The 25,683-nt window shown below is 72.1% G+C and carries 19 protein-coding genes and 3 tRNA genes; 7 read left to right on the top strand and 15 right to left on the bottom strand.

The genetic code is table 11. The features are described from left to right. Both ABZ664_RS10815 and ABZ664_RS10810 read right to left on the bottom strand, forming a co-directional pair. Positions 1–525: ATP-binding cassette domain-containing protein (locus ABZ664_RS10815; RefSeq protein ID WP_362506300.1), on the bottom strand; the 525-nt coding region annotated here is incomplete at its 3' end. Positions 526–743: 218 nt separating this feature from the next. After that, the gene (locus ABZ664_RS10810; protein WP_362506297.1) at positions 744–2,057 is read right to left on the bottom strand and encodes an ROK family transcriptional regulator; all 1,314 of its coding nucleotides are present in this window, start codon (positions 2,055–2,057) and stop codon (positions 744–746) included. 242 nt (positions 2,058–2,299) lie between these two features. Here ABZ664_RS10810 and ABZ664_RS10805 point away from each other — a divergent pair, with 242 nt between their 5' ends. Together ABZ664_RS10805 and ABZ664_RS10800 are read left to right on the top strand one after the other, a co-directional pair. Then, positions 2,300–3,571, top strand: a complete 1,272-nt coding sequence (locus ABZ664_RS10805; RefSeq protein WP_362506294.1) for an ROK family transcriptional regulator — start codon at positions 2,300–2,302, stop codon at positions 3,569–3,571. A 210-nt stretch (positions 3,572–3,781) separates the two neighbouring features. Continuing rightward, positions 3,782–4,285: an NUDIX domain-containing protein gene (locus ABZ664_RS10800; RefSeq protein WP_362506290.1), complete on the top strand. Its 504-nt coding sequence runs from the start codon at positions 3,782–3,784 to the stop codon at positions 4,283–4,285. Between the two features lie 46 nt (positions 4,286–4,331). Here ABZ664_RS10800 and ABZ664_RS10795 read toward each other — a convergent pair. The 3 genes from ABZ664_RS10795 to ABZ664_RS10785 form a co-directional block, all read right to left on the bottom strand. Beyond that, positions 4,332–4,404, bottom strand: a tRNA-Leu gene (locus ABZ664_RS10795). A 157-nt stretch (positions 4,405–4,561) separates the two neighbouring features. Further along, positions 4,562–4,634: transfer RNA gene (locus ABZ664_RS10790), tRNA-Pro, on the bottom strand. Positions 4,635–4,754: 120 nt separating this feature from the next. Continuing rightward, positions 4,755–4,826: transfer RNA gene (locus ABZ664_RS10785), tRNA-Gly, on the bottom strand. A 700-nt stretch (positions 4,827–5,526) separates the two neighbouring features. Here ABZ664_RS10785 and ABZ664_RS10780 point away from each other — a divergent pair. After that, on the top strand, positions 5,527–6,498 hold the full coding sequence (locus ABZ664_RS10780; protein WP_362506287.1) for an alpha/beta hydrolase: 972 nt from the start codon (positions 5,527–5,529) through the stop codon (positions 6,496–6,498). Positions 6,499–6,522: 24 nt separating this feature from the next. Here ABZ664_RS10780 and ABZ664_RS10775 read toward each other — a convergent pair whose 3' ends face one another. After that, positions 6,523–7,839 (bottom strand): FAD-binding oxidoreductase, encoded by a 1,317-nt coding sequence (locus tag ABZ664_RS10775; protein WP_362506284.1) that lies wholly within the window; start codon positions 7,837–7,839, stop codon positions 6,523–6,525. A gap of 219 nt (positions 7,840–8,058) precedes the next feature. Between ABZ664_RS10775 and ABZ664_RS10770 the strand changes: the two genes are divergently transcribed. After that, on the top strand, positions 8,059–9,324 hold the full coding sequence (locus tag ABZ664_RS10770; RefSeq protein WP_362506281.1) for a glycosyltransferase family 4 protein: 1,266 nt from the start codon (positions 8,059–8,061) through the stop codon (positions 9,322–9,324). Between the two features lie 258 nt (positions 9,325–9,582). Beyond that, a complete protein-coding gene (locus ABZ664_RS10765) occupies positions 9,583–13,089 on the top strand; it encodes a BTAD domain-containing putative transcriptional regulator (protein ID WP_362506278.1) in 3,507 nt (1,168 codons plus the stop codon). Positions 13,090–13,115: 26 nt separating this feature from the next. Here the strand turns inward: ABZ664_RS10765 and ABZ664_RS10760 are convergent, their stop codons facing one another. Together ABZ664_RS10760 and ABZ664_RS10755 are read right to left on the bottom strand one after the other, a co-directional pair. Next, positions 13,116–14,093 carry an aldo/keto reductase gene (locus tag ABZ664_RS10760; protein WP_362506275.1) on the bottom strand — a complete coding sequence of 326 codons (978 nt, stop codon included), beginning with the start codon at positions 14,091–14,093 and terminating at the stop codon, positions 13,116–13,118. A gap of 79 nt (positions 14,094–14,172) precedes the next feature. Further along, the gene (locus ABZ664_RS10755) at positions 14,173–14,367 is read right to left on the bottom strand and encodes a DUF1918 domain-containing protein (protein WP_362506272.1); all 195 of its coding nucleotides are present in this window, start codon (positions 14,365–14,367) and stop codon (positions 14,173–14,175) included. Between the two features lie 165 nt (positions 14,368–14,532). Between ABZ664_RS10755 and ABZ664_RS10750 the strand changes: the two genes are divergently transcribed. Next, entirely contained in the window at positions 14,533–14,907 is a 375-nt protein-coding gene (locus ABZ664_RS10750) for a metalloregulator ArsR/SmtB family transcription factor (protein ID WP_362506269.1), read from the top strand. Positions 14,908–14,939: 32 nt separating this feature from the next. On the opposite strand, the gene ABZ664_RS10745 is transcribed toward ABZ664_RS10750, so the two are convergent. From ABZ664_RS10745 to ABZ664_RS10730, 4 genes are read right to left on the bottom strand one after another with little or no spacing between them, the layout of a single operon-like run. Further along, positions 14,940–15,854, bottom strand: a complete 915-nt coding sequence (locus ABZ664_RS10745; RefSeq protein WP_362506266.1) for an ABC transporter permease — start codon at positions 15,852–15,854, stop codon at positions 14,940–14,942. Further along, positions 15,851–17,035 carry an ABC transporter permease gene (locus ABZ664_RS10740; RefSeq protein ID WP_362506263.1) on the bottom strand — a complete coding sequence of 395 codons (1,185 nt, stop codon included), beginning with the start codon at positions 17,033–17,035 and terminating at the stop codon, positions 15,851–15,853. The genes ABZ664_RS10745 and ABZ664_RS10740 overlap by 4 nt, the downstream gene beginning before the upstream one ends. Continuing rightward, positions 17,032–18,762 carry an ABC transporter ATP-binding protein gene (locus ABZ664_RS10735; protein WP_362506260.1) on the bottom strand — a complete coding sequence of 577 codons (1,731 nt, stop codon included), beginning with the start codon at positions 18,760–18,762 and terminating at the stop codon, positions 17,032–17,034. Before ABZ664_RS10735 ends, ABZ664_RS10740 begins: the two co-directional genes overlap by 4 nt. A 1-nt stretch (position 18,763) precedes the next feature. Further along, positions 18,764–19,873, bottom strand: coding sequence for a BMP family ABC transporter substrate-binding protein (locus ABZ664_RS10730; RefSeq protein WP_362506257.1), 1,110 nt, complete (start codon positions 19,871–19,873; stop codon positions 18,764–18,766). 390 nt (positions 19,874–20,263) lie between these two features. Here ABZ664_RS10730 and ABZ664_RS10725 point away from each other — a divergent pair, with 390 nt between their 5' ends. Beyond that, on the top strand, positions 20,264–20,749 hold the full coding sequence (locus ABZ664_RS10725) for a ribosomal protein L7/L12 (RefSeq protein ID WP_362506254.1): 486 nt from the start codon (positions 20,264–20,266) through the stop codon (positions 20,747–20,749). A gap of 164 nt (positions 20,750–20,913) precedes the next feature. On the opposite strand, the gene fdhA is transcribed toward ABZ664_RS10725, so the two are convergent. The 3 genes from fdhA to selA all read right to left on the bottom strand — a co-directional run bounded on the left by fdhA (position 20,914) and on the right by selA (position 25,645). Beyond that, positions 20,914–22,137: a formaldehyde dehydrogenase, glutathione-independent gene (gene fdhA, locus ABZ664_RS10720; protein ID WP_362506251.1), complete on the bottom strand. Its 1,224-nt coding sequence runs from the start codon at positions 22,135–22,137 to the stop codon at positions 20,914–20,916. Positions 22,138–22,376: 239 nt separating this feature from the next. Continuing rightward, positions 22,377–24,302, bottom strand: a complete 1,926-nt coding sequence (locus ABZ664_RS10715) for a SelB C-terminal domain-containing protein (protein WP_362506249.1) — start codon at positions 24,300–24,302, stop codon at positions 22,377–22,379. Continuing rightward, complete coding sequence (gene selA, locus ABZ664_RS10710) at positions 24,302–25,645, bottom strand: L-seryl-tRNA(Sec) selenium transferase (RefSeq protein WP_362506246.1); 1,344 nt, start codon at positions 25,643–25,645, stop codon at positions 24,302–24,304. The genes ABZ664_RS10715 and selA overlap by 1 nt, the downstream gene beginning before the upstream one ends. Positions 25,646–25,683 lie beyond the last annotated feature (38 nt).

The following is a 25,683-nucleotide window of genomic DNA, read 5'->3' as shown; positions in this document are numbered from 1 at the left end:
CGGCTCGTCCATGATGATCAACCGGGTGTCGTGCGACAGCGCCCGCGCCATGCTCACCACCTGCTTGGCCGCCGGGGACAATCGCCCCACCTCCACCGACGGGCGGATCTCCGCGTGCCCCAGCCGCGCCAGCAACTCCCGCGTCGCCCGCGCCGCCTCCCCGCGGCTCACGAACCCCATCCGGGCCGGCTCATGACCCAGGAACACGTTCTCGGCCACACTCAGCCCGTCCACCAGGTCGAGCTCCTGATAGATCGTGGAGATCCCGAGCCTGATCGCCGCGATCGGGCTCGACAGCCGCACCTCCTCGCCGTTCAGCGTGATCGTCCCCTCGTCGGGCTGGTGGGCACCGGCCAGGGTCTTGATCAGGGTGGACTTCCCGGCACCGTTCTGGCCGAGCAGACAGTGCACCTCGCCGGCACGGACCTCCAGGTCGACGCCGTCCAGGGCGCGCACTCCGGGGAACTGCTTGACGATCCCTCGCATGACGAGGAGGGGTGCCGAGTCGGTTGACGGCTCGGGCATGGGGGGCCTCCGTGGATCTTTACGACTGAATCTCGATGGGGATTCACTGGAAATTCGATGGAAGGGGATGAGTGGGATCCCGCCCGTCCGGCCGGGCCGGACAGCACCAGCGTGGCGCCGCCGAGGTCGGCGTGAACGACGGCGTCACGAATCCGGTTCTCCGGCCGGACGGACGGGATGTTCATGGGGCGATACCGGAGCTCACGAGGTATGGCGTCTCATTCGCGCTCCTTCTCGGGTGCCGGTGCCGCCAGGCGGACGTCTATGGCAGTGGGGTTGGAGAGCACCCTCTCCGTGACGATCCCGGCGGCGCCGCGCGAGGCCGCGCCGAAGCCGAGATCGGAGGCGACGAAGTCACAGCGGGCAGCGGATCCCTCCACGCCCAGCCGCTTCAACTCCGCCTGCGCCACCGGGATGAGCCGGTCGGCGAGCTTGGCGAAGTAGCCGCCGATGACGATGACGCGCGGGTTGAAGAGGTTCACCAGTGTGGCCGAGCCCCGACCGAGCCAGCGGCCCACCTCGCCGATGGCCAGGTCGACCCGGGGATCGCCCGCGGCCCACCGCAGCTCGATCTCGGCCAACCGCTCCTCCGGGTCGCGCATCACCCCGTCGTGCATGCCGTAGGCGTGGTCGGGGGTGGCCATCCGGACCAGCGCGGCCAGGCCGACCTTCGTCTCCCAGCAGCCGATCCGGCCGCAGCCGCAGCGTTCGCCCGAGGGGTCGACCATGACGTGGCCCACCTCTCCCGCGAAGCCGTCGGCGCCGCTCAGCAGGCGTCCTCCAGAGATCACGCCGCCGCCGATGCCGACCTCGCCGGTGAGGTAGACGAGATCGGACGTACCGGAGGCGACTCCGCCGGTGAACTCGGCGAGGGCCGCCAGGTTGGCGTCGTTGTCCACGCTGATCGGTACGTTCGGGGGAACTCCGGCGCGTACCAGCCAGTCCACCACGGGAACGCCGTACCAGCCGAGGTTGGGGGCGACGTCCACGGTGCCGGTGGCGGTGTCGACGAGACCGGGAACGGCCACGGTGATCCCGGCGACCTTGACCTCCAGGAGGTCGAGTTCGGCCATGGCCTCCCCGATCACCCGGGCCAGCTCCGTCAGGGAGCGCTCGGAGTCGCAGCCCATCGCGTCGAAGCTCACCCGCCGGTCGATCAGCACCCTGCCGCCCAGGTCGGTGGCGAAGGCGGCGATGTAGTCGACGTTCACCTCAAGGCCGAGAGCTCCGACACCCGCCCCGTCCAGCGCGAGGGCGAGCCCGGGGCGGCCGACGGCGCCCGCGTGCTGCGGCCCGATCTCCTTGAGGAGTCCTCGGGCCTGCAGCTCGCTGACGAGGCTGGTGACCGTGGTCTTGTTCAGACCGGTCTCCATGGCGACGACGGACCTGGACCGCGGGCCGTACTCGCTGACGTGACGCAGCACCAGGGACAGGTTGGACCGGCGCACGGTGGCCTGGTCGGCGGGTGTACCGGCCGACCTGTTCGAGCTCGTCGAACCGCCGTTGCGACTGCCGGTCCAGCTACGGTGCACGTCACTCCCCTCAATTAATTTGCATGACTGGCCGAATTAAAAGCTCAGTCCAGGTTGGGGCGCAAGGTCCGAAACGTTTCGATCTGCGTAACGTTTTCGTAACACGGTCGCGCGTTTACGCGTGTACGTCACACGAACGACAGATACCGAGTCGTTACCGTCCCCCTGGTGCGCGACAGGACACCTGTGTGTTACAAATCCAATTAATTTCTATCCGAGACAAATAAAACCCAGGTGGCCGTGTGACCCAGGAGCAGCACCAGGCCCGCACGGTGGGCGGCACGCCTCAGGCCGCGGGACCCGCCTTGCTCCGCCGGACGAACCTCTCCCTGGTCCTGCGCCACCTGCGCGAGCACGGGTCCACCTCCCGGTCCGACATCGCGGAGGCCACGGGCCTGCACCGGGCCACCGTCTCCAACCTGATGGTCGAGCTCCTCGACCGGCGGCTCGTCCAGGAGGTGGGCGTCGACCACGCCGGCACGGTCGGCCGCCCCCGGCGGGCGGTGGCGCTGCACGGCGCGCACATCGGTGCCCTCGGCCTGGAGATCAACGTCGACTACGTCGCCGTCCACGGCGTCGACCTCGGAGGAAACGTCCTGGTCGACCGCCGCCTGGGCTTCGACGCGGCGGGCAGCGGCGCCAGCCGCTCGCTTCGCGAACTCGGCCTGACGGCCCGCGAGGCCATCGAGGAGATGGCGCGCGCCGGGGCCGCGCCGGCGGGCATCGGGGTGGCGGTCCCCGGCCTGGTCGACGTCGACCACGGGGTGGTCGCCTTCGCCCCCAACCTCGACTGGCACGACGTGCCGCTCGCCGCCCGGCTCTCCTCCGCCCTCGGCCCGCTGCGCGTGCCGATCACGGTCGACAACGACGCGAACCTCGCCGCCCTCGCCGAATACACCTCGGGAGTCGCCGCCGGTACGGCCGACATGGTTTACCTCACCGGCGAGGTCGGCGTGGGCGGCGGCATCGTCGTGAACGGCAGGCTGCTGCGCGGAGCGGACGGCTTCTCCGGCGAGGTCGGGCACCTGCCGGTCGACCCGAGCGGCGGGCGCTGCGGCTGCGGGCGGTTCGGCTGCTGGGAGACGAAGGTGGGCCTGGCAGCGCTGGTGCGCATGGCGACCCCCGAGCGGGCGTACGGGCTGGACACGGTCCCGGTGCCCGACCCCGAGGAGCGGGTGGCCGAGATCGCCCGCGACCTGGCCGCCGGCGACCAGCAGACACTGGTCGCGGTCGCGGAGGTCGGCCGCTGGCTCGGGCTCGGCGGCTCGATCCTGGTCAACCTCTTCAACCCGCGCGTGATCGTCGTAGGCGGTTACTTCGCCACCCTGGCCGCATGGCTGCTCCCCTTCGCCCAGGCGGAGCTGGAGCGCCTGGTCGTCGCCGGCCCCGCGGCCCGTTGTCGTTTCATCGCCTCCGACCACGGCTTCGGCGCCGCCTCCCGGGGTGCCGCGAACGTGGTGATCAACCAGATCGTCAACGACCCGGCCGCGATCATGCCGCCCGCCGGAGCCTGACGGCTTCGGCGGGCGGCATGGCACGACCCGTTTCGTGTCGATCCGCTCCCGCCCTCCCGACGACCGTCGGGCAGATCGCCGCCGGAGATACGGGGCCTCGTGAGCGAGAGGGCCGGGGGCCCATCCGGGAAGTGTCCGGCCACAGGCACACGAGGTCCTCGCGAGCGGGAAGGCTGGGCCGGCTGGGCGGTCTCTCCTACGATCGAGGACGTGACCGCCCCGATTTCACGTTCCAGTGCCCGGATCCTGCTGGTCGACGCCGACGAGCGCCTCCTGCTGTTCCGGTACCCGGCCCCCGCGCAGTGGCCCGCCGAGCACTGCTGGATCACGCCTGGCGGAGGGGTGCACGACGGTGAGACGCCGACCGCCGCCGCGGTCCGCGAGCTACGCGAGGAGACAGGGCTGGAGATCGCGGAAGAGCGTCTGGGGCCGGTCGTGGCCCGCTCCTCCGGCCTCACCTGGTTCGGAGACGTCCAGATCACCGCGATCGACTCGTTCTTCTTCCTGCGCGTCGGCGAACACACCGTCGAGGTCTCGGGACAGGAGGAACTGGAGCGCTCGCTGATCTCGGCGCACCGCTGGTGGACCCGTCACGACCTCCTCACCACCGATGAAACGATCTTCCCCCTCAACCTTGGAGCCCTGCTGTCCGATCTCCTGGACGGAGACCTCCCCGCCGAACCCGTCCCACTGCCCTGGCACCACGACGAGTAGTCTCCCGCCGACGGTGACGGGCGGGCGCCCCCCATCACCGTGTACGTGCCGCCCCGGGGATTCGAACCCCGAACCTCCGATTCCTGAAACCGGTGCCTCTGCCGTTGGGCCAGAGCGGCCGGGCGTGCCGTACGGCACGCCGGTGTCGCCGATGTCACTGTGTCGTCTGGGTCGCCTGACCGTTTTCGCTCGATGGCCCGGGGCGCTGGGCGTCGTGAGTCGTCGCGTCTCAAGTCGTCGCGTCCTGGGTCGCCTTCGCTGGAAGTCACTGCGTCGTCGGAACGGCAGGGCTCGAACCTGCGGCCCTCCGGTCCCTGGCCGGATGCTCTTCCTGCTGAGCTACGCTCCGTCACGCGTCCGGGCCGGTTGGCGTGGGCCGTACCGGACGCGCCGCGGGCCTGCGAACCGGGCGGGGGTCGCCACTCCCGTCGCCGAGTCCCAGTCCCATGCCCTTCTCCTGTGAGGGCAGAGCCGCAGCGGGGGTTCGAACCCCGTCCTGCCGGGTGGAAACCGGCTGCCTTACCGATTCGGCCTCTGCGGCGTGTCTTCCGGGATGAATCCTTTCGCCCCTTCCCGCGAGAAGGCGTGAAAGCGTTCAACGTGCTGTGCTGTGAATTTATGGAGAGCGGGGAAACTGGCTCCCGCGCCCACTGGTCGAAGCGGTCTCACATGGTTCGGGAAATGAAGAAGCCGCCTGGACCGACGTCTTGGGCGGCTCGGTGGTTTCCCTTGAGAGGATTAGCCACCTGACCCTCCGGGAGCCGGAGCACCGTCGTCGAGCAGTGGAAACACCTCAAGGCTTCCCTGCCGCACCGGTGACGCGCCGTACTTCATCGTCGATCCTTTCCGAGGTGCGGAGCGGATGCCCCGGCCTTTTCTCCATTGAAGGGCAAAGGCGACCTTCGATGCCAGTGGTTTTATCCGTGCTTCCACTCGGAGATTTTCGGTGGCCGTTTCCCTCGACCCGCGGAGAATTCACCGTTCGTCGTGCGCCGGGCTTTCCCGGCCCGTGCCCGCGTTCTTCTCGCCGCGAATCCGGGTGGCCGGATCCGTTCCACCGATCTCCGCCCGCCCGAACGTCACCTCCTCACCGGGCTCCCGCGTGGGCGGCAGGCCGCGGAGGGCCGGGGGCTCTCCTCGCGACCACCTCGCGGTTGGGAGGCTGCGCGGGCTCACGCGTGATCGACGAGAGAACCGATCGTGTGAACCGGCGTCCCCCGTCTTCTGGTTAGGTGAGTGACATGGCACTTCACCCCAATATCGATCCCGGACTGGCCGCCGCCCTTGAGGCGAACCCTCTGCCCGCCGCCGACTTCGGCGCCATGCGGCTGGAGGACCTGCCCGACGTCCGTCTCCAGTTGGACGCGGCGCGTGCGGCGATGCCCCCGCCGGCCCCGGACGGGCGAGTCGTGATCGAGGACCGGACCGTACCCGGCCCCGAGGGCGATCCCGACATCCGGTTGCGGATCTACCGGCCGGCCGGACAGGAGGGCGCCGTCCCCTGCCTGTACTGGATCCACGGCGGCGGGATGATCCTTGGCGACGTGGAGACGGAGGACGCGCGCCTCAACGAGTATGTCGCGGCGCTGGGATGCGTGATCGTCTCGGTCGGCTATCGCCTCGCGCCGGAGAACCCGGACCCGGCGCCGGTCGAGGACTGCTACGCGGGGCTGGTGTGGACCGCCAAGAACTCCGCCGAGCTGGGCATCGACCCGGAGCGTCTCGCGGTGGGCGGGATCAGCGCGGGGGGCGGGCTCGCCGCGGGAACCGTGCTGCTGGCACGAGACCGCGGCGGCCCGGCCCTCGCGTTCCAGCTCCTGATCTGCCCGATGCTGGACGACCGCAACACCACTCCTTCCAGCCACGAGTTCGTCGAGGCGGTCGTGTGGAACCGGGCGGCGAACCTCTTTGGATGGAGGGCACTGCTCGGCGAGCGGGCGGGCGGCGACGATGTCTCCCCGTACGCGGCCCCGGCGAGGACGACCGACCTGTCGGGGCTGCCCCCCGCGTACATCGACGTCGGCGAGCTGGAGGTCTTCAGGGACGAGTGCTTCGACTACGCCCTGCGGCTGGTGCGGGCGGGTGTCTCCACCGAGTTCCACCTCTACCCGGGGGCCTTCCACGGCTTCGACGGGATAATCCCCGAGGCGGAGATCAGCCGCAGAGCCGCCGCCGAACGGGTGGTCGCGCTGCGCCGGGCCCTGCTGCGCTGACCGGGCCGCGGATCGAACGTCCGCTCAGCGCAGCACCGGGTAGTTGGCGCGGATGAGGCCGTGCGGGTCGCGGGAGCGCTTGAGGTCGCGCAGCCGGGCCAGCACGTCGACGGGGAACGCGGCCGTGGCCCGCTCACCGGGACTCAGCGAGGTGTAGGGCTTGCGTCCGCTGCTCCACGGGACCAGGTCCGCTGAGATCGCGTCCTGGCGGGCCCGTACGGCGGCGGCCGCCTCGGGTGAGGGTGAGAGACCCAGCATGGCCAGCATGTAGGGCTCGGCCAGGTGGCCGCAGGCGCCACCGTTCGCGGCCGGGCGGGACAGGGCGCCGCCGAGGTGGCGGATCTGCACGCTCAGCAGCGGGGCGATCGGCGCGGAGAGCAGCGCCGCCACGACCTCGTCGGCCAGGTCGGTCAGCAGCTCTCCCCGGTTCACCCCCGCTCCGGGAGCGGTGGGCTCGGCGCAGACGGAGTCCAGCTCGGCCACCCGCAACGGGCCCCTGCTGTCCGAGATCACTCCGTCGATCTTGTCCAGACGGCGCAGCAGGTCCTGGGCCTCCCCCGCCTCTCCCAGGAACGTCACGTCCACGGCGACCATGGGCGCCGCCCCGGGAAAGTGCAGCAGGTCGAACCAGACGCTCAGCTCGTCGGGGGCGTCGGCGGTGATCTCCCGGAACGCCTGGAGCACGAGCGGGGCGCTCTCGCCGGACCACATGACGCGTCCCCCGTACAGGTGCGGCGCCGGGTGCAGGTCGAACTCGACGGCGGTCACCACGGCGAAGTCGCCGCCGCCACCTCGCAGCGCCCAGAACAGCTCGGCGTCGGACTCGGCGCCGACCGTGGCCCGCACGCCGTCGGCGCCGACCACGTCGAAGGCGCGCACGCTGTCGGCGGCGAAGCCGTGCCGGCGGCCGAACCAGCTCAGCCCCCCACCCAGGGTGTAGCCCACCACGCTGGGGCCCGAGGAACTGCCGGCCAGCCCGGTCAGCCCGTGTGGTCCGGCGACGGCGAGCACCTCGCCCCACCTCACCCCCGCCCCGACCCGCGCGGTGCGCTGCTGCGGCCGTACGTCCACCCCGCCCAGCCGCCCGGTGCGCAGCAGGATCACCCCCTCCACGTCGCCGCTCGCGCCGTGTCCCAAGGGCTGGGCGGTCACGCACAGCCCGGCGAGGCGTGCCCAGGTGACCAGCGCCGCCACGTCGTCGGCGTCCTCCGCCTCGACCACCGCCGCCACCGGCTGGTCGACCGCGAGGTTCCACGCCCGCCTGGCCTGCTCGAACCCCTCGTCGCCCGCCGCCAGCACCGGCCCTCTGACCGCGCGCCGCAGATCGTCCCCGATCGTCATGATCGCCTCTCCCCTTTCACCGTTACCGGTCCCACTGTCGAACGAGTCGGCTGGGGTCGAGCTGAGGTCGGGTTGAGATCCGGGATCCGCTCGCACCCGAGCGGATCCCGTGCAACCTTCCGTCTCATCGCAGCGTCTATAGGGGTCAAAGCGGGGCATGCGCCACGGGGACAGACAGGCGTGTGAGCCCGGAAGCCTGCGAGAAGGGGACCCCCACAGGTGCGTGCACTGACGGGCAAGGCCAAGAGGGCGATCTACCGGCTGTTCGAGGCGAGGAACCGAAGGCGTGAACGGACCGCGCCACCCCCGTCCACACACCAGGTCAAGATCCTGCTCCTGCACGCGTACGGCATGGGCGGCACCATCAGAACGGTCTTCAATCTGGCCGGCTACCTGGCCTCGACCGGACACGACGTGGAGATCGTCTCCATCCTCAAGGAGGCGGAGGAGCCGTTCTTCCCCATCGACCCGAGGGTGAGGTTCCGCTTCCTCGACGACAGGTTGGTCCCGCCGACCGGCCTGCGCGGCCGGCTGTCGAGGATGCCGAGCAGGCTCATCCCGCCGCAGGAGGCCGCCTACCACCGCTTCAACGTGTGGACCGACCTGCGACTGGCCCGATGGATCCGCTCGGTCGACACCGGCGTCATCATCGCCACCAGACCCGGGCTCAACCTGGCCCTCGCCCAGTTGGCCCTGCCGAGCGTCATCACCGTCGGCCAGGAGCACGTGGCCCTGCGGGGACAGTCGCAGGAGGTGCAGAAGGTCATCAAACGGCGTTACCGCAGATTCGACGCCCTCGTCACCCTCACCAAGGCCGACATGCGCGACTACCGCGCGACGCTGCGGCGAAAGCCTGGGAAGCTGGCGAGGATCCCCAACGCCGTGCCACCCATGACCGGCGGGATCTCCGAACTGGAGGGCAAGGTCGTGGTCGCCGTCGGCCGCATGACCAAGCTCAAGGGCTTCCACCGCCTCATCGCCGCGTGGGGGACCGTGGCGGCCCCCCATCCCGACTGGACCCTGCGCATCTTCGGCGCGGGACCGCAGGAGGACAACCTGCGGTCCCAGATCGCCGAGGCGGGACTGCAGGGCAGGGTCGAACTGCCCGGCCCCACCTCCGACATCGGCGCCGAGTTGGAGAAGGCTTCGATCTTCGCGCTCAGCTCCCGCCACGAGGGCTTCCCCATGACGATCCTCGAGGCGATGGCCAAAGGGCTGGCGATCGTGAGCTTCAACAGCCCGCACGGCCCCAAGGAGATGATCACTGACGAGGTCGACGGGCTGCTGGTCACGCCGCGCACCGACGCCAACCTCGCCGCCGCCCTCAACCGCGTCATCGAGGACGAGGAACTGCGTCGCCGGCTGGCCAAAGGCGCTCTGGCGACCGCCGCCACCTACGACGTGGAATCGGTCGGCGCCATGTGGGACGCCCTTCTGGAGGAGCTGCTGGCCCGCCGCGACGGTACCTACGCACGGCCCTCCTGAGTCTTCGACCGATACGGTGCGGCTCGGATGCTCCCGGGCTCGGTACAGCGGACGGCCGCACCGTCCCCGGCCTCCTCGGCGCCGGGTACGCCGAGACCCTGGTCGACATCACACCAGGAGAGCCCTCCGCCCCTGACGGCCGGTGCGGCCGGGGAAGAACGGAAGGGCACGCGGCCTCTCGGTGTCGCGGGGACCCGCCGGCAACCGGATCCACCGGCCACGAAATTGACGGTGGGAAAGCGTAGGCTTCCGGCCGCCATGGAAAAAGAGGACTCTTCGACGCACCTGACCTTCCGGCTGCTGGGCCCGCTGGAGGTCACCGACGAGGCCGGTCACCCGCTTGACCTCGGCACCAGGAAGCAGCGTGCCCTGGTGACGATGCTGGCGCTGGAGCCTGGCAGGGTGGTCTCGCTGGACGGCCTGATCGACAGGCTGTGGGCGGGCGAGCCGCCCTCCGGCGCGACGAGGACCCTGCAGGCCTACATCGCGCACCTGCGCAGGGTGCTGGAGCCCGACCGCAGGCCGCGCACCCCGCCGAGGGTGCTGCTCACGCGCGAGCCGGGATACCTGCTGGCCGTCGCTCCCGGTCAGATCGACCTGGCGCGCTTCGCGGCGGGCGCCGAGGAAGGTCGCAGGGCACTGGCGCGCGGCGACCACCGGGAGGCGCTCCGGGTGCTGGAGGAGACGCTGGGGCTGTGGCGGGGTGAGCCGCTGGGCGAGTTCACCGATCAGGAGTTCGTCCGGCCCGCCGTCACGCGGCTGCGCGAGCTGTGGGCCACCGCCGTGGAGGACGGATTCGAGGCACGGCTGGCGCTGGGCGAGAGCGGCGCACGCGTGCCGGACCTGGAGGCCCTGGTCGAGACCCATCCCTACCGGGAGCGGCTCTGGGAGCTGCTGGTGCTGGCGCTGTATCGGACCGGCAGGCAGGCCGACGCGCTCGCCGCGCTGCGCCGGGTCCGCGCCCTGCTCGCCGATGACCTCGGTATCCAGCCGGGGCCGCGGCTGCGGCGCCTGGAGCGGGCGGTGTTCGAGCAGGCCGTCGAGCTGGAGACCTCCGGCCTCGCTCCCGGCCCGTCTCCCGGTGCGGACCCGGTGCCGTCTCTCGCCGCGCTCGTCCGGCCCGCACCGGCCCGCGCCGCGACGGGAGACGGGGCCGGTGACCTCGTGACCGCCGAGACCCTGGTCGCCAGGGAGGCGCAGCTGCGTCTGGTGGCCGAGCGGCTGGCCTTGGCGAGGCGCGGGAAGGGCGGGGTGGTGCTGGTGACCGGGGAGGCCGGGATCGGCAAGACCCGGCTCGCGCGGGCCGTGGCCGACGAGGCCGCCGGGCGGGGTTTCCGGGTGGCCTGGGGGCGCTGCGTCGACGGAGCGGCCCCCGCGTTCCGTCCCTGGATCCAGGTGTTGCGCGAGTGCGGCGGGAAGAACCCGTTCCACGGCGAGACGGCGTCACCGGTCCGCGGTCCGAGCTTTGAACCCGGCCAGGACCGTCCGAGCCCTGATCCTCGCCCGGCCCTTCCGAGTTCCGGGCCCGGTCCGGACGGTGAGGCCTCGGCGGGCTCCGGTGCTCCTCCCGGGCTCGGCTCCAGCCCGGGTCTCGATCCCGACGCCGCCCTGTTCGAGCTGTACGAGCGGGTGACGGCGACGCTGACCTCCACCGGCGGCCCGCTCCTGGTGGTCCTGGAGGACCTGCACTGGGCCGACGCCTCCTCGCTGCGGCTGCTGACCTTCGTCGCGGGCGAGCTGGCACGCCACCCGGTGCTGGTGATGGCGACATTGCGTCCCGAACCGGGCGACCACCCCGCGCAGCTGCGCGACACCCTCGGCGCGTTGTCCGGGGAGCCGGGGACCATGCACCTGGAGCCGGCCCTGTTTCGTGCGCAGGACGTGTCGTCCTACCTGCGTCTGCGGCGGATTCCCGACGATCCCCGGCTGGTCGAGGTGCTGCTGGAGCGGAGCGGCGGCAACCCCTTCTACCTGGGCGAGCTGCTGCGCCTGCGCGAGGGTGAAGGCGAGCACTGCCTGGTGGCGGGACTGCCCGCCGGAGCACGTGACGTCATCGAACGCCGGGCGGCGAGGCTTCCCGAGGAGACGCGGGAGCTGCTGCGGGCGGCGGCGGTCACCGGGCGCGAGGTGGACATCGACGTGCTCGAAGCCGTCACGGGCATTCCCGCCGAGCGGGTGATGGCCCTGCTGGAACCGGCGGTGGCGAGCGGGCTGCTGGCCGAGCCGCCCGGTGGCCCCGACTACCGTTTCTCCCACGCCCTGGTGCGCGACGCGCTGCTCGCCGGGCTCGGCCGCCTGGCGCGGGCCCGGCTGCACCTGCGTACGGGCGAGTGCCTGGAGGCCATGCCGGGCACCGAGCCCGCCACCCTGGCCCATCACTTCGCCTCGGCCGCCAGGGTCGGCGGCGCGTCCAAGGCGGTGGAGTACGCCTCCCGCGCGGCCAGGCGGGCCACGGCCCAGCTCGCGTACACCGAGGCCGTCGAGCTGTGGGAGCTGGCTTTGAACTCACTGCCCGCCGACCGCGGCCGTGGCGACGGCGGCAGGTCCAGGTGCGCGTTGCTGACGGAGCTGGGGCAGGCTCGCCGTACGGTCGGCGACGCCGCGGCGGCACGCCGGGATCTGGAGGAGGCGATCGAGCTCGCCCTGCGGCTGGGTGACAGGGATGCCCTGATCTCCGCGATCACCGTCTCCGGCGGACTCGCCCTGTGGTTGTGGCGCCCCTACGGGGTGGTCGACACCGCGATGGTCGCCGTGCTTGAGGACCTGCTGGCCGGGCCGCTCGACGACCGCGACCGGGCCGCGCTGCTGGGCACCCTCGCCGTCGAGCTGCACTACGGCCCGCGGCGCGCCGAGAGCGAGCGGCACGCGGCGCGAGCCGTGGAGATCGCCCGCGGCCTGGACGATCCCGCGCTGCTGGCACGGACCCTGAACAACTACCTGCTCGCCTGCTGGGTGCCCGGCCGCAACCCCGAGCGACTGCGGGCCGCGAAGGAGATGCTGTCCCTGCCGCATCTGCCGCGAGCCACCGAGCTGGTGGCCCGGGTCTTCCGGATGGCCTGCCTGATGCGCGCCGGCGACCTGACCGGCTGGGATCTCGATCTGGCCCGCTGCGAACGGCTGGTCGAGGAGGTACGCCGCCCCGAGCTGGAGGCCATGGTCCGCATCGCCCAGACCGCCAGATGCACCCTCGAAGGCCGTTGGGCGGACGCGGAATCGCTCGTCACCCGTTTCGGGAAGATGGGCTACGGCTCCAGCGTCTGGGGGCAGGAGTTCCGGCTGCTGCTCACGATGTTCACCTGCGACCGGGGGCGCGGCCGGGTCGCGGAGACCCTCGACGGGCTGCTCGCCTCGGCGGAGGACCCGTCGCTGGTGCCGCTGCGCCCGATCGCGGTGCTGGCCGCCCTCGACTCCGGCCGTCCGGATCTCGCCCGCGAGCTGGTCGCCCGCTGGGGCACAGAGGTCGCGGACGACTGGATCGCCGACTTCCTCATCCCTGTCTGGGGCCTGGTCGCCGCCGGGCTCGGCGTCCCCGACCCCGAGGAGCTGTACGACAGGCTCGCCCCGCACGGCGACCAGCTGATCGTCGCCGGGACGGGCAGCACGGCGTGGGGTTCCACCCACCTGGTCCTCGCCGAGCTGGCGGCGCGGCTGGGCCGCGCCGACCGGGCTCGTGAGCACGCCCGCGAGGCGGTCGAGACGCACCGGCGGCTCGGCCTGGCCCACCTGGAGGAGCGGAGCCTGCGGCTGCTGGCCCGCCTGAGCTGATCCGGCCGCCTCACCCGGCCACCGGTTCACCAGCGTTGGTGGACCTGCGGGCGGATCAGCTCGTCGTAGATCTCCCGCACCCTCGTGAGGGTCGGCTCGGGCAGCGCGTCCACGGCGGCGGCGGCCGCGTTGGCACGGGCCTGTCCGGGATTGCGGGCACCGGGGATGACCACGGAGACACCGGGCTGGTCGATGATCCAGCGCAGCGCGAACTGCGCCATGGTGGCCTGCGGCGGCACCAGCGGTGCCAGGCGGCGGACCGCCTCCAGGCCGGTGGCGAAGTCGACTCCGGAGAAGGTCTCGCCGACGTCGAAGGACTCGCCGTGCCGGTTGAAGGTGCGGTGGTCGTCCGCGCCGAAGACGGTGGACTCGTCGTATTTGCCGGACAGCAGGCCGCTGGCCAGCGGGACACGGGCGATGATGCCGACCCCGGCCTCGGCCGCCGCCGGGAGCACCTTCTCCAGCGGCTTGAGCCGGAAGGCGTTGAGGATGATCTGCACGGTGGCCACGCCCGGCCGGGCGATCGCGGTGAGCGCCTCGTCGCAGGTCTCCACGCTCACCCCGTAGGCGGCCACGCGGCCCTCCTCGACGAGCGTGTCGAGGTCGTCGAAGACCCTGTCCGTCGCATAGACCGGGGTGGGCGGGCAGTGCAGCTGCACCAGGTCGAGGGTGTCGACGCCGAGGTTGGCGCGGGAGCGGTCGGTCCACGCCCGGAAGTTGTCCAGGGTGTAGGCCGAGGGCTCCTGCGCGACGCGGCGGCCCATCTTGGTGGCCACGGTCAGCCCGGGCCTGGCCTTGATCAGCCGCGAGACGATCCGCTCGCTGCGTCCGTCGCCGTACACGTCGGCGGTGTCGACGAAGGTGACCCCCGCCTCCACCGCGGCGTCGAGGGTGGCCAGGGCCTCGTCCTCGCCGACCTCACCCCAGTCGGCCCCCAGTTGCCATGCGCCGAGCCCGACGACGCCGACCTGCCTGCCCGTTCTTCCCAATTCGCGCTGTTCCACATCAGTGATCGTAGCCCGCACGCACGGCGGGAATCACCGGCACCCGGGCGGGGCAGGCCGGCGGTGCGGTGTCCCCCTCCTACCGCGACACGCTCGGTACCACGTGGGCGTCGGGACCGGGGAAGACGAGGCTTTCGTGCTCGTCGCCCTCCCAGCGGACCATGTAGGGCGGGCTTCCGTCCTCGTTGCGCAGCTCGATGATCAAGCCGACCTTGCGAGGATCGCCGTTGCGGGCGCCCTCCACGATCAGTTTGTCGCCTATGGTTGCCTTCATGGTGTCCTCCCGTATGGGGAAGATGCTGCCTCCGTGGCCATCCTCCCTTTCCATGGGATCACCCTGCGGCGCATTCGTCCAGGTGGGAGACACCCTGAGGCCTGCTGGAGCACCCCATCGGCGTCAGACTTTACTTATATAAGTCGATACTGAGACAGTGAGGCCATGCACGCGCTCGACGTTCTCGGCGATCCGGTCCGGCGCCGGATCCTGGAGTTGCTCGCCGACGGCGAGCGGGCGGCCGGTGAGATCAGCGCCGTGGTGCAGGAGGAGTTCGGGATCTCGCAACCCGGCGTCTCGCAGCACCTGCGCGTGCTGCGGGACAACGGGTTCGCGACCGTACGTGCCCAGGGGACCCGAAGGCTGTACGCCGTCGACCCCGCCCCGCTGCGGGAGGTGGACAGGTGGCTTGACCGCTATCGGCACTTCTGGAACCAGCACCTCGACGCCCTGGGCACCGAGATCGCGCGGGGAAAGCGGGAGCGTCGCGTCAGGGAGGCGAAGCCCTCGCCGACACCGGGCGCCGACACCGGCCCGTGAGACCGGCCCCGCCGTCCCTGTGGCCTGGGGGCTCAGGGTGAGCCACGCTCGAAGGGCCGTCCCAGCGCCCCGGGTTCGCGGCGCCGGTTCGTGAGCAGCAGCATCGCGAGCAGGGCCAGCAGGTACGGCGCCGCTATGAGCAGTTGCGCGTTCAACTCCAGGCCCAGCGCGGGCAGCGCCAGGCGCATGGCGTCGGCGAGGCCGAAGATCGCGCAGCCGAGCAGGGTGCGTCCCAGCCGCCAGCCGCCGAAGATCACCGCCGCGACGACGATGTACCCCCGTCCGGCCGTCATGTTCTGGTTGAACGAGCCGACCTCGCCGACCGCGAGGTACGCGCCGCCCAGCCCGGCCAGCGCGCCGCACCACAGCAGTGCCTGGCGGCGGCGCGCGTTGACCCGGATGCCGGTGACGTCGGCGGCACGCGGCCGCTCGCCGACCGCCCGCAACTCCAGGCCCCACCTGCTGCGCTCGACCAGCCACCAGGTCAGCGGGACGATGACGACCAGCAGGTAGGCCGGCCAGCGCTCGACGAACAGCGGGGGGCCGATCAGCGGTATGTCGCGCAGCCAGGGGACGCTGACCTGTGACACCTGGTGGGAGTCGAAGTCGCTGACCGTGATCAGGTAGCCGGTCACCCCGAGGACGAGGGCGTTGAGCACCAGACCGGCCACGAAGGTGTCGATCTCCAGCCGGTGGGAGAGGTTGCCGTGGACGAGGCCGATGAGGAGCCCGACCAGCACGCCCGCGACCAGCCCCGCGGTGGCGCTGCCGGTGGCACTGGCCGTGGCGATCGAGCCGAACGCGGCGCCCAGCATCATCGCCTCGACGGAGATGTTCATGGCACCGGCCCGCTCGGCGAGATACTCCCCGCACGCCGCGAAGGCGAGCGGCACCGTGAGCCGTACCCCGCTGGACAGGATGGTGGAGACGTCGTCCGCGCCGATCACAGGGCCGTCCTCTCCGCGACGGGCGCGGCCCCGTGCCCGTCGCGTGCGGCGCGCACGCCGGTTCCGCGGCGCCGGAGCGCGGCGATGACGGCGGGCGGGGCGACGAAGGCCAGCACCAGCAGGGCCTTCACCACGTCCACGACGAACGAGGGCACACCGGTCGCGGCGAGGAAGCCGCCACCGGAGCGCAGCGCGCCGAACAGCAGGGCGACCGCCACGGCCGGCACCGGCCGGTTGCGGGCGACGAGGGCGACGAGCAGTCCGTCCCAGCCGATGTTCATCGCCATGCCCGGCTGCAGCCGGTGGACGCCCACCGGGCTGGTCAGCAGCACGGCCCCGGCCAGCCCGGCGAAGGCGCCGGAGACGGCCAGCGCCGCGCCGCCCAGCGCGTCGGCGCGTACCCCCGCGTGCCTGGCGGCGAGCGGATTGAGTCCGAGCATGGTGAGCCCGAACCCCCAGCGGGTGCGGGTGATCGCCGTCGCGACGATCGCCGCTCCGGTCACCGCGATCAGCAGGCCGCCGTTGACCTGCAGGTCCGGATATTCCCCGATCGAGCCGAGCAGCGCGCTCGCCGGCAGCGGGTTGGACTGCGGCGCGACGACGGCGTCACCGATCCGCGACTCCTGCAGCAGCCACGGCGTGTTCACCGCGAACGCGACGAGCTGCTGGGCGACGAAGGTCATCAGCAGCGTGCTGACCACGATGTTGACGCCCCGCAGCCGGTACATCAGCGCGCTGAGGCCCGCCCACGCGCCACCGGCCAGCGCGGCGACCGTGAGCACGACCACCAGCAGCGCCGGGCCGGTGACCGCGAGGCGCAGTCCCACCCAGGCGGCGAAGAGCGCCCCGACGAGCACCTGGCCCTCCTGCCCGATGTTGAACACACCGGACCTGGCGCTGACGCACGCGCCCACGGCGACGAGCAACAGCGGCGCCGTGTACAGCAGGGTGGAGGTCCAGGCCGTCCAGTCGGCCACGCTGCCCTGGAAGAGTGCCCGCACCGAGGCGAGCGGGGATCCGCCGGTCACGGCGATGAGCAGCGACGACAGGGCGAGCGCCACGACCACGCCCGCGACGGTCGCCAGGCCGGTCTTCCAGCCGGACGCGCCGGGGCCGGGGGTGAGGAGGGCGAGCAGGCGTCCGGACGGGTTCGGGCCGGCGTTCGGGGGGGTTTCTCTCACGTGGTCGCCCCGCCCACCAGCATTCCGAGCCGCTCGGCCGTGGCCTCCCCGCCGGAGAGGACGCCGGTGATCCTTCCCGAGGAGATCACCGCGATCCTGGAGGCGAGGGTCATGACCTCCTCCAGTTCCGTGGAGATCAGCAGTACGGCCATCCCTTCGGACGCGACGTCGCGCAGCCGCCGGTGCATGTCCTCGATGGCGCCCACGTCCAGCCCCCGCGAGGGCTGGGCCACGACCAGGACGGCCGGGCGGGCGGAGAGTTCGCGGGCGAGCACGACCCGCTGCCGGTTTCCTCCGGAGAGGTCGCGCACCGGGGTGTCCGTCGACGGGGTGACGATGCCGAACTCAGCCACCATGCGGCGGGCGAGGGCGTGTGTCCTCCTGCGATCGAGGAACACCCGGCCGCTCACGGCGTCCAGCGACTTCATGACCAGGTTCGCCGCGACGCTCATGTCCAGCACCAGCCCGAAACCGTGCCGGTCCTCGGGCACGATGCCGAGCCCGGCGGCGTGCAGCGCACCCGGGCGGTTCAGATCGACCGGTCTGCCGGAGATCTCGACCGTCCCCGAGTCCGGTACGGCGAGCCCGGACAGCAGGTCACCCAGGCTCGACTGGCCGTTGCCCTCGGCCCCGTACAGGCCGACGATCTCACCGGGGGCGACGTCCAGCCCGAGATCGGACAGGACGGGCACGCCGTCGACGGTGAGGGTGAGGCCGCGCAGCCGCAGCGCGGGCGCCGGGGGGTCCTGGACGGCCGTGCCCGCCTCATCTGTCCTGATCTTCTCGGCCCTGAGCTCCTCGGGCCTGAGCTCGGTCATCGTGGCTTTTCCCGGCCCGGCCTCACCCGTCACGGCTCCTCCGGCTCCGGCCTCGGGACCGGTCTCGGTCATCGCGGCCTTCCCGGGTCCGTCACCCCTCGCGGACCCGTACGTCCCCGGCAGCACGCCGAGGGCGGCGGCCTCGGCGCCCAGGGAGACCTCCCTGCCGACCATCCACCTGGCCAGTTCCCGCGGGCCCGTCCGCGCGGTCGCGCCACGGAAGACGACCTTTCCCCCGCGCAGCACGGTCACCCGGTCGGTGGCCGCGGTGATCTCGTCCAGCTTGTGGCTGATCAGGATGACGGCGCGGTTCTCCGAACGGACCGCGCGGCGCAGCACGCCGAACAGCTCGGCCGACTCCGCCCGGGTCAGCACGGACGTCGGCTCGTCGAGGACGAGCACCGACGGGTCCCCGCGCAGGCACTTGATCAGCTCGACCCGCTGCCGCTCGCCCGCGGAGAGCCCCGCGACCCTGGCCAGCGGGTCGACCGGCAGACCGTAGCGCCGGGAGATCTCCAGCACCTGGTCGCGGGCGGCGGCCCTGTCGATTCTCCCGGTGTCGCCCAGGACGACGTTCTCCCAGACCGTGAGCGGGTCGATCAGGCTGAAGTGCTGGTGCACCATGCCGATGCCTAGCGCCGCGGCCTGCCTCGGGCTGCCGATGTCGACGGGCTCGTCATCGCGCAGGACGGTTCCGGCGTCCCGCCGGACGAGTCCCAGCAGGATCTTCATGAGCGTCGACTTGCCGGCCCCGTTCTCACCGAGCAGGCCGTGGATCTCTCCCCGGTACACGTCGAGATCCACGGCGTCGCAGGCCACCACCTGGCCGTAGCTCTTGCTCACTCCCCGCAGCCGCAGCGCGGGCACCGGCGGTGGGGAGAGCTCCCCGGCCTGTTCGTCTTCCCGCATCTCAGGAGCCGAGCCTCCGCACTTCCGCCTTGGGGTCGATCTTGCCGCTGCCGACGTCGGCGATGAACGTCTCCAGCCTCTCCTTCTGCTCGGGGGTGGGCTCGCAGATCCTCACGGTGGGGAAAGGGTCGACGCCGAGCTTCCAGACCTTCTCCACGCCCATCCGCAGCTTCGCCGCGGCGAATTCCTCCAGCGCGGCCCTGAAGTAGTCTCCGGGGCTGAAGAGCACCGAGATGTCGAAGGTGGGCGCGGTGGAGGCGCACCGGTCGGTGCCCGGGGTGAGGGTGAGCACGCCGTTGGCGTTGGCCAGCTCCGCCGACGCGTCGGTGGCGCCGCCCAGGTAGGGGTAGACGACCTTGACGCCCTGGCTGATCTGGGCCTGGGTGGCCTCCTTGGCCTTGGCCGAGTCGTTGAGGTCGCCGCTGTAGGTGACCGTCAGCGTGGCCTCGGGGACCACCAGCCGGATGCCCGCCCTGAAGGCCCTCGCCGCCGCGGTGGTGAAGTCGACCTCGGGCCCGGTCACGAACCCGGCCTTGGTCTCGCCTTTCTCCTTCATCAGCAGGCCCGCCGCGTATCCGGCGGCGAGCAGGCTCTGGTCCGCCTCGTCGGTGGAAAGCATGATCTTCGGGGTCTGCGGGATGTTGTCGGAGGAAGGTACGTACCAGGCGGTGCCCGCGCACACCGGCTCCTCGGCGGCGGGAATCGCGTCCCTGAGGTCCGCGGCGCCCAGGGCCACCATGTCGACCTTCTGGCGGCAGAGCGCTCGCGCGGCGTTGAGCGCCTCGCTGGTGTTGACGCCACCGCGCTTGATGATCGTCCAACCCTTCGAGGTGGCGAACTCCTCCGCCGTGTCCACGAAGCTCTGGTAGTAGCCCTTGTCGTTGATGTCACCGGGGCTCAGCACCCCGATGACGACCCGGCCGTCGCCGTTGACGTCCGGCTGGCCAGGGAGCACGGTGCCGCCGTCCTTCTCGGCTCCCGTACCTGCCGGGGCGGGGGTGGTCGCGCGGGGCGCCGTGGCGTCGCCGCTCGCGCATCCGGCGAGCGCCACCGCGGCGAGACAGGCGGTCAGCGCGGCCGTGACCCGGCCCGTTCGATGGTGTGCGGACATGACGATCCTCTCGATCCGATGCCCACGGGGCGCGGGTGGGGAACGAACCTTGGTCGCGGACAGGGGGGTACGGGCTCGTTGGGGGCAGGTTGGGACGCTGCCATGTGGACGCTGCCATTTAACCGCCGTCGGCGTCCATCGTGTTCACCGCCTGCCCAAGGAGGGAGAACTCCCCGGTCGGAAAGCCTTCCGCTCCGTCCCACACGGCCCGTGCGCATCCTCGGGCAGGCGGGCCACGCGCTCGTCGACGCCCTCTTCGCCCGACCCACCGCCGTCCCACGCCGCCCGCGCGGATCCTCGGGCAGGTGGGCCAGATGCTCCTCAGCACCCTCTTCACCCGACCCGTCATCGCCTCGCACGACCCGCGCGGATCCGGCGTACGATGCGGGCATGCCGAACCTCGGGCCCACTGAGCTGCTGATCATCGTCGCTCTGCCCGCCGTGCTCCTGGCGATCGTCGTCGGTGTCGTCATGGCGGCCAGGAAGGGCGGCCGCGCGGTCTCCGGCGGGGTGCCCACCGCGCCACTGACGCCCCAGGGATTGCATGAGACCGTCACCGGGCTGACGCGCCAGGGGCAGAAGATCCAGGCGATCAAGGAGTTGCGCCAGTACACCGGGCTCGGTCTGAAGGAGGCCAAGGATGTCGTCGACGCCGTGGCCATGGGGCGCGACCTGTGGAGCCATCCCCTCATGGCGCGCGTTCGCGCCGCCCATCCCGTGGAGTCCCCGAGCACCATCGCGATCACCGGGCCCGACCTCGCCACTCGCGTGCGCGAGCTCAAGGCCGCCGGCCGTGCCGAGCAGGCGATCCACCTGGTGCGCGGCGAGACCGGCATGGGCGAGCGCGAGGCCGAGCTCTTCGTCGAAGCGCTCTGACTCACCCCGGCCCCTTCAAGCCCCCTTCCCCGAGTCCTTCGAAACCTCCGCCCCTCTTTTCCCGAGCTCCGCGAACCGGGACACTTCGCGGCGAAGCCCTCGGCCCGGGCCGACGAACAGGATCCGAGGCGGCGCTGTCACACCTCAGGGCGTGGTGCGGGTGGTCAGCCGGATGTTCCGAGCATGCCGTTCGGGTCGAGCACGAACTTGGACGCGGCGCCCTGGTCGAACTCCTCGTACCCCTGGGGCGCCCGCTCCAGCGGGATCGGCACGGCGTTGACCGCCTTGGCGATCTGCACCCTGTCGTGCAGGATCGCCTGCATCAGATAGCGGTTGTAGCGCATGACGGGGCACTGGCCCGTGGTGAAGGCGAGCGACTTGGCCCAGCCGAGGCCGAGCCTGATGGACAGCGAACCCTGCTTCGCGGCCTCGTCCGGGGCACCCGGGTCGCCGGTCACGTACAGGCCCGGGATGCCGAGCGCGCCGCCGGCGCGGGTGATGTCCATGAGCGAGTTGAGCACGGTGGCGGGCTGTTCCCTGTCGGAGTCGCCACCGTGGCCGCGCGCCTCGAAGCCGACGGCGTCGACGCCGCAGTCGACCTCGGGCTCGCCGAGGATCTGCTCGATCTGGTCCTTCGGGTCACCCAGCGACACGTCGACGGTCTCGCAGCCGAAGCTGCGGGCCTTTTCCAGCCGTTCCTTGTTCAGGTCGCCGATGATGACCACGGCCGCCCCGAGGAGGAACGCCGAGACGCCCGCGGCGAGCCCGACCGGTCCCGCGCCCGCGATGTAGACGGTCGATCCCGGCTTCACCCCGGCGCTGACGCAGCCGTGGAAGCCGGTCGGGAAGATGTCGGTGAGCATGGACAGGTCGAGGATCTTCTCCATCGCCTGGTCTCTGTCGGGGAACGTGAGCAGGTTCCAGTCGGCGTAGGGCACCAGGACGTACTGCGCCTGCCCGCCGATCCAGCCGCCCATGTCGACGTAGCCGTACGCCGAGCCTGGCCGGTCGGGGTTGACGTTCTCGCAGATCCCGGTCTTGCCCTCCTTGCAGTTGCGGCAGCGGCCACAGGCGATGTTGAAGGGGACGGAGACGAGGTCGCCCTTCTTGACGAACTCCACGTCCGGGCCGAGTTCGACGACCTCGCCGGTGATCTCGTGCCCGAGGATGAGGCCGACGGGCGCGGTGGTGCGGCCACGGACCATGTGCTGGTCGCTGCCGCAGATGTTCGTCGCGACGGTCTTGACGATCGCGCCGTGCGGCACCTTACGGCCCACGTTCGCCGGGTTCACCCCGGGTCCGTCCTTGAGCTCGAACCCGGGATAGTCGATGTCCCGGACCTCCACCTTGCCTGTCCCCTGGTACGAGACGGCCCTGTTGCTCGGCATGACGTCCTCCCTGTTCGTTTCCTCGTGGTGTGCCCTTCCGCGTGACGCCGGCGGAGCGGCCCGCCGCCGTCGAGGGGACGTGAGGGGAATGGTGACGACCACATCCGAACCGATGATGATTTTTCGCCTTTTTTCACCATATACCTGCTGGTTGCGGCGATATCGGGGAGCCATCCCCCTCCGGGATCCGCCTCCCCCAATCCGCCGGAGCCGGTGACCGGCGTGATACCGAAGGATCCCTATCCCGCGTGGGGTCGGCAGCGGCGGTGGACCTCGTCGACCCGCTCGGTGAGCCCTCTTTCGTCGAGGTGTTCCAGGAGCGGCACCGCGACCCTGCGACTGGTGCCGAGGGCCTGCCTGGCCTGACTGACCGTGAACGGCTGCGGCAGCCGGGCGAGCACCCGGCCCGCCAGGACGTCCGCGCCGGGCAGCAGCACGATCCCGTCGGCCACCCGGAGCAGCGCCCCCACCCGTACGGCGGCCGCCAGCTCCCTGGGCCCCAGCCCCAGCTCGGCCAGCCTGCCCGCCTCCGGGGCCAGGAAGGGGCGCGCGGACAGCTCGGCGCCGAGCCGCTCGACGGCCCGGACGACCGGCGCGGGCAGCGCCGGGCGGACACAGGGGCCGCTCACGATCCGTCCGGCCTCCAGGGCGAGCGGCGGGCGCAGGAGCGCCGCGACCAGCCGACGGTCGGGCAGGGCCAGCTCGTGACGGGCCGCCTCCACCGGCATGCCCGGCTCCAGCGGATGCGCCGAGGAGTGGCGCCGCACCACCTCGGGGAGACGCTCCTCCAGCATCGACCAGTGCGCCGGATCGACGTGCCAGTCGCCGCACACCGGCCTTCCCCGAGCACACCCCATCGCCACCAGATCACCGGTACGCAGCAGCAGGTGGGTTCGCAGCAGGGAGGCCGCGTCCGGCGGGGCCGCCGCCAACTCGGCCGCCCGCTGCCGCGCCGCGCCCCGGCGGCGCAGGTCAGGCGGGCGGGGATCGAGCACGCTCGCCCGCGCGAGGACCCGCACCTCGCCCCGGTCGCGCCCGGGATCGCGCAGCAGCAGCACGTCGCCCGCGTGCAGGGGGAGCCGTCCGGCCAGGCGCAGCCGGGCGATCCGCCCACCGAGCGGTCGCACGTCGCACACCACCGCCGCGGAGCCGATGTGCGCGGTCAGCCGCCCCGGAAGATCACCGGCGTCCCAGCCCTCGGAGCGTCCCTCGCCTCCGAACGCCCCAGAGATGTGTTCCCAGGAGCCCTCCGACCCGGTATCCCCGGCGGGCACGCGCGAGCCACCACCTCCGAGGCCGTCCACCTCGAACTCACCAGGCCACCACGGGCCACCGCCCGCGGGTCCCGACGGGCTGAGGCGCACGTCGACCAGGTCGGTGTACGTCCACGCGTCCGGGGTGACCAGGGCAAGGCCACGACAGGGATCGCCATGGCCGCGCATGCCCCGCAGGTTGAGCGCCACCCTGGCCACGCCGGTCACCGAGGCCACCGGCTCCTTCAGGCACTCCAGCGCCCGCACCCGCGCGGGCACGCCGTCGAGATCCAGCTCGTCCCCCGCGGTGATCGTGCCCGCGGGCAAAGTCCCGGTCACGACCGTGCCACTGCCACGTACGGTGAACGCCCGGTCGATCCACAGCCGAACCGGCGCCCCTGGATCGGGTACGGGCAGTCCGGCCACCAGCCGGTCCAGTGCCCGGCGCAGCTCGTCGAGGCCCTGCCCGGTGCGTCCGCTCACGGCCAGCGCCTCGGCACCGCTCAGACCACCCGCCGCCAGACGGGCCCGCGCCCGCTCCACGGCCGGAGCCGGCTCCGCGAGATCGGCGCGGGTCACCACGAGCAGGCCGTGCCGCACCCCCAGGGTCTCCAGCGCCACCAGGTGCTCCTCGGACTGCGGCATCCAGCCCTCGTCGGCCGCCACCACGAACATGACGGCGGGCGCCGGACCGGCCCCGGCCAGCATGGTGGCGAGAAAGCGCTCGTGGCCGGGAACGTCGACGAAGGCGAGCCGCTCCCCCGAGGGCAGCTCCGTCCAGGCGTAACCGAGTTCGATCGTGAGCCCCCGCCGGCGCTCCTCGGCCAGCCGGTCGGGTTCCATCCCGGTGAGCGCCCGCACCAGGGTGGACTTACCGTGATCGACGTGGCCCGCCGTGGCGACGACGTGCATCAGCCACCCGTCCACGCCCCGTGTGCCGACCGGCCGTCCCGACGGTCACACACGGCGGCCCTCACCCCGAGAACGGCGCTCAGCACATCACCGTCCCGGTCCGCGGGCACGGCACGCAGATCGAGCAGGAGACGGCCGCCCTCCACCCTGCCGACGACCGGGAGCCGCCCGGTCCGCAGCGGCACCGCGAACCGCTCGGGCAGGCTGACCGCGGCGCTCGGCAGCCTCACGCCCGGTGCCCCGCCGCCGCCCACCGCCGCCTCGCTCGGCACGGCCCTCGCGTCGATCCCCGTCTCGGCCAGCCTGGCCGCGAGCGCGGCGGCACGCTCGCCGAGCAGCGCGGCGTCGGCGTGCAGAGCTTGGTGGACGGGGGTGGCGGGGCCTCGCAGGGTGGCCTCCAGCGCGGCCAGTGTCAGCTTGTCCACCCGGAGCGCACGGGCCAGCGGGTGTCTGGCGCACCGCTCGACCAGGTCGCGCCGACCCAGCAGCAGCCCGGCCTGCGGACCGCCGAGCAGCTTGTCGCCACTCGCGGTGACAAGATCGGCTCCGGCCTCCAGAGCGCTCGCCGCGTCGGGCTCGTTCGGCAGCAGCGGCTCCCGCGCGAGCAGACCCGAGCCGATGTCTGCCACCACGGGCACACCCAGCGCGGACAGCTCGGCGACCTCGACCGAGCCGGTGAAACCCTCGATCAGGAAGTTCGACGGGTGCACCTTGAGGACGAAGCCCGTCTCCGGTCCCACCGCCGCCCGGTAGTCGGCGTGGCAGGTGCGGTTGGTCGTGCCCACCTCGCGTAGCCTGGCGCCGGTGGAGACGAGCAGGTCGGGGATGCGGAACCCGTCGCCGATCTCCACCAGCTCGCCGCGGCTGATCACGATCTCCCGCCCGGCGGCGAGCGCGGTGGCCACGAGCACGAGCGCGGCGGCGTTGTTGTTGACCACGTGCACGCCTTCCGCGGCGGGAACGGCCCGCGCGAGCGCGTCCATCGCACCCCGCCCCCGGCGGGCGCGGACTCCGGTGGCCAGGTCGAACTCCACGTCCGCGTAGCCCGCCGCGGCGGCCGTGGCCTCCACCGCCGCAGCCGAGAGCGGCGCGCGGCCCAGGTTGGTGTGGACCAGCACCCCGGTCATGTTGATCACCTGCCGCGAGCTCGCCGGGTACGGCGGGAGCGCCGCCACGGCCGCGTCCGCGATCTCTCCCGGATCGAGCGCGCCCTGCCGTACGCGTCGCTGTGCCCGCACCACGGCGTCCTTGACGACCGTCCGCCCGAGCCTCCCCGCCGCCGCGACCAGCCGCGGGTCGGCGAGGACGGCGTCGGTGCGCGGCACGAGCCTGCGTGGGTCCACTCTCCGAACATAGGCGAAGGCGGAAGGGAATCGAATCC

Origin of the sequence: Streptosporangium sp. NPDC006930, assembly GCF_040635605.1 — a bacterium.
Classification (GTDB): domain Bacteria; phylum Actinomycetota; class Actinomycetes; order Streptosporangiales; family Streptosporangiaceae; genus Streptosporangium.
This window is presented reverse-complemented; position numbering and strand designations above follow the sequence as displayed.

Excerpts from the sequence above, each read along its gene's own strand:
- fdhA (WP_362506251.1), bottom strand. The coding sequence starts at position 22,137 with ATGCCGAGCAACAGGGCCGTCTCGTACCAGGGGACAGGCAAGGTGGAG.
- ABZ664_RS10725 (WP_362506254.1), top strand. The coding sequence starts at position 20,264 with ATGCCGAACCTCGGGCCCACTGAGCTGCTGATCATCGTCGCTCTGCCC.
- ABZ664_RS10715 (WP_362506249.1), bottom strand. The coding sequence starts at position 24,302 with ATGCACGTCGTCGCCACGGCGGGCCACGTCGATCACGGTAAGTCCACC.
- ABZ664_RS10765 (WP_362506278.1), top strand. The coding sequence starts at position 9,583 with ATGGAAAAAGAGGACTCTTCGACGCACCTGACCTTCCGGCTGCTGGGC.
- ABZ664_RS10780 (WP_362506287.1), top strand. The coding sequence starts at position 5,527 with ATGGCACTTCACCCCAATATCGATCCCGGACTGGCCGCCGCCCTTGAG.
- ABZ664_RS10735 (WP_362506260.1), bottom strand. The coding sequence starts at position 18,762 with ATGCGGGAAGACGAACAGGCCGGGGAGCTCTCCCCACCGCCGGTGCCC.
- ABZ664_RS10775 (WP_362506284.1), bottom strand. The coding sequence starts at position 7,839 with ATGACGATCGGGGACGATCTGCGGCGCGCGGTCAGAGGGCCGGTGCTG.
- ABZ664_RS10750 (WP_362506269.1), top strand. The coding sequence starts at position 14,533 with ATGCACGCGCTCGACGTTCTCGGCGATCCGGTCCGGCGCCGGATCCTG.
- ABZ664_RS10730 (WP_362506257.1), bottom strand. The coding sequence starts at position 19,873 with ATGTCCGCACACCATCGAACGGGCCGGGTCACGGCCGCGCTGACCGCC.
- ABZ664_RS10755 (WP_362506272.1), bottom strand. The coding sequence starts at position 14,367 with ATGAAGGCAACCATAGGCGACAAACTGATCGTGGAGGGCGCCCGCAAC.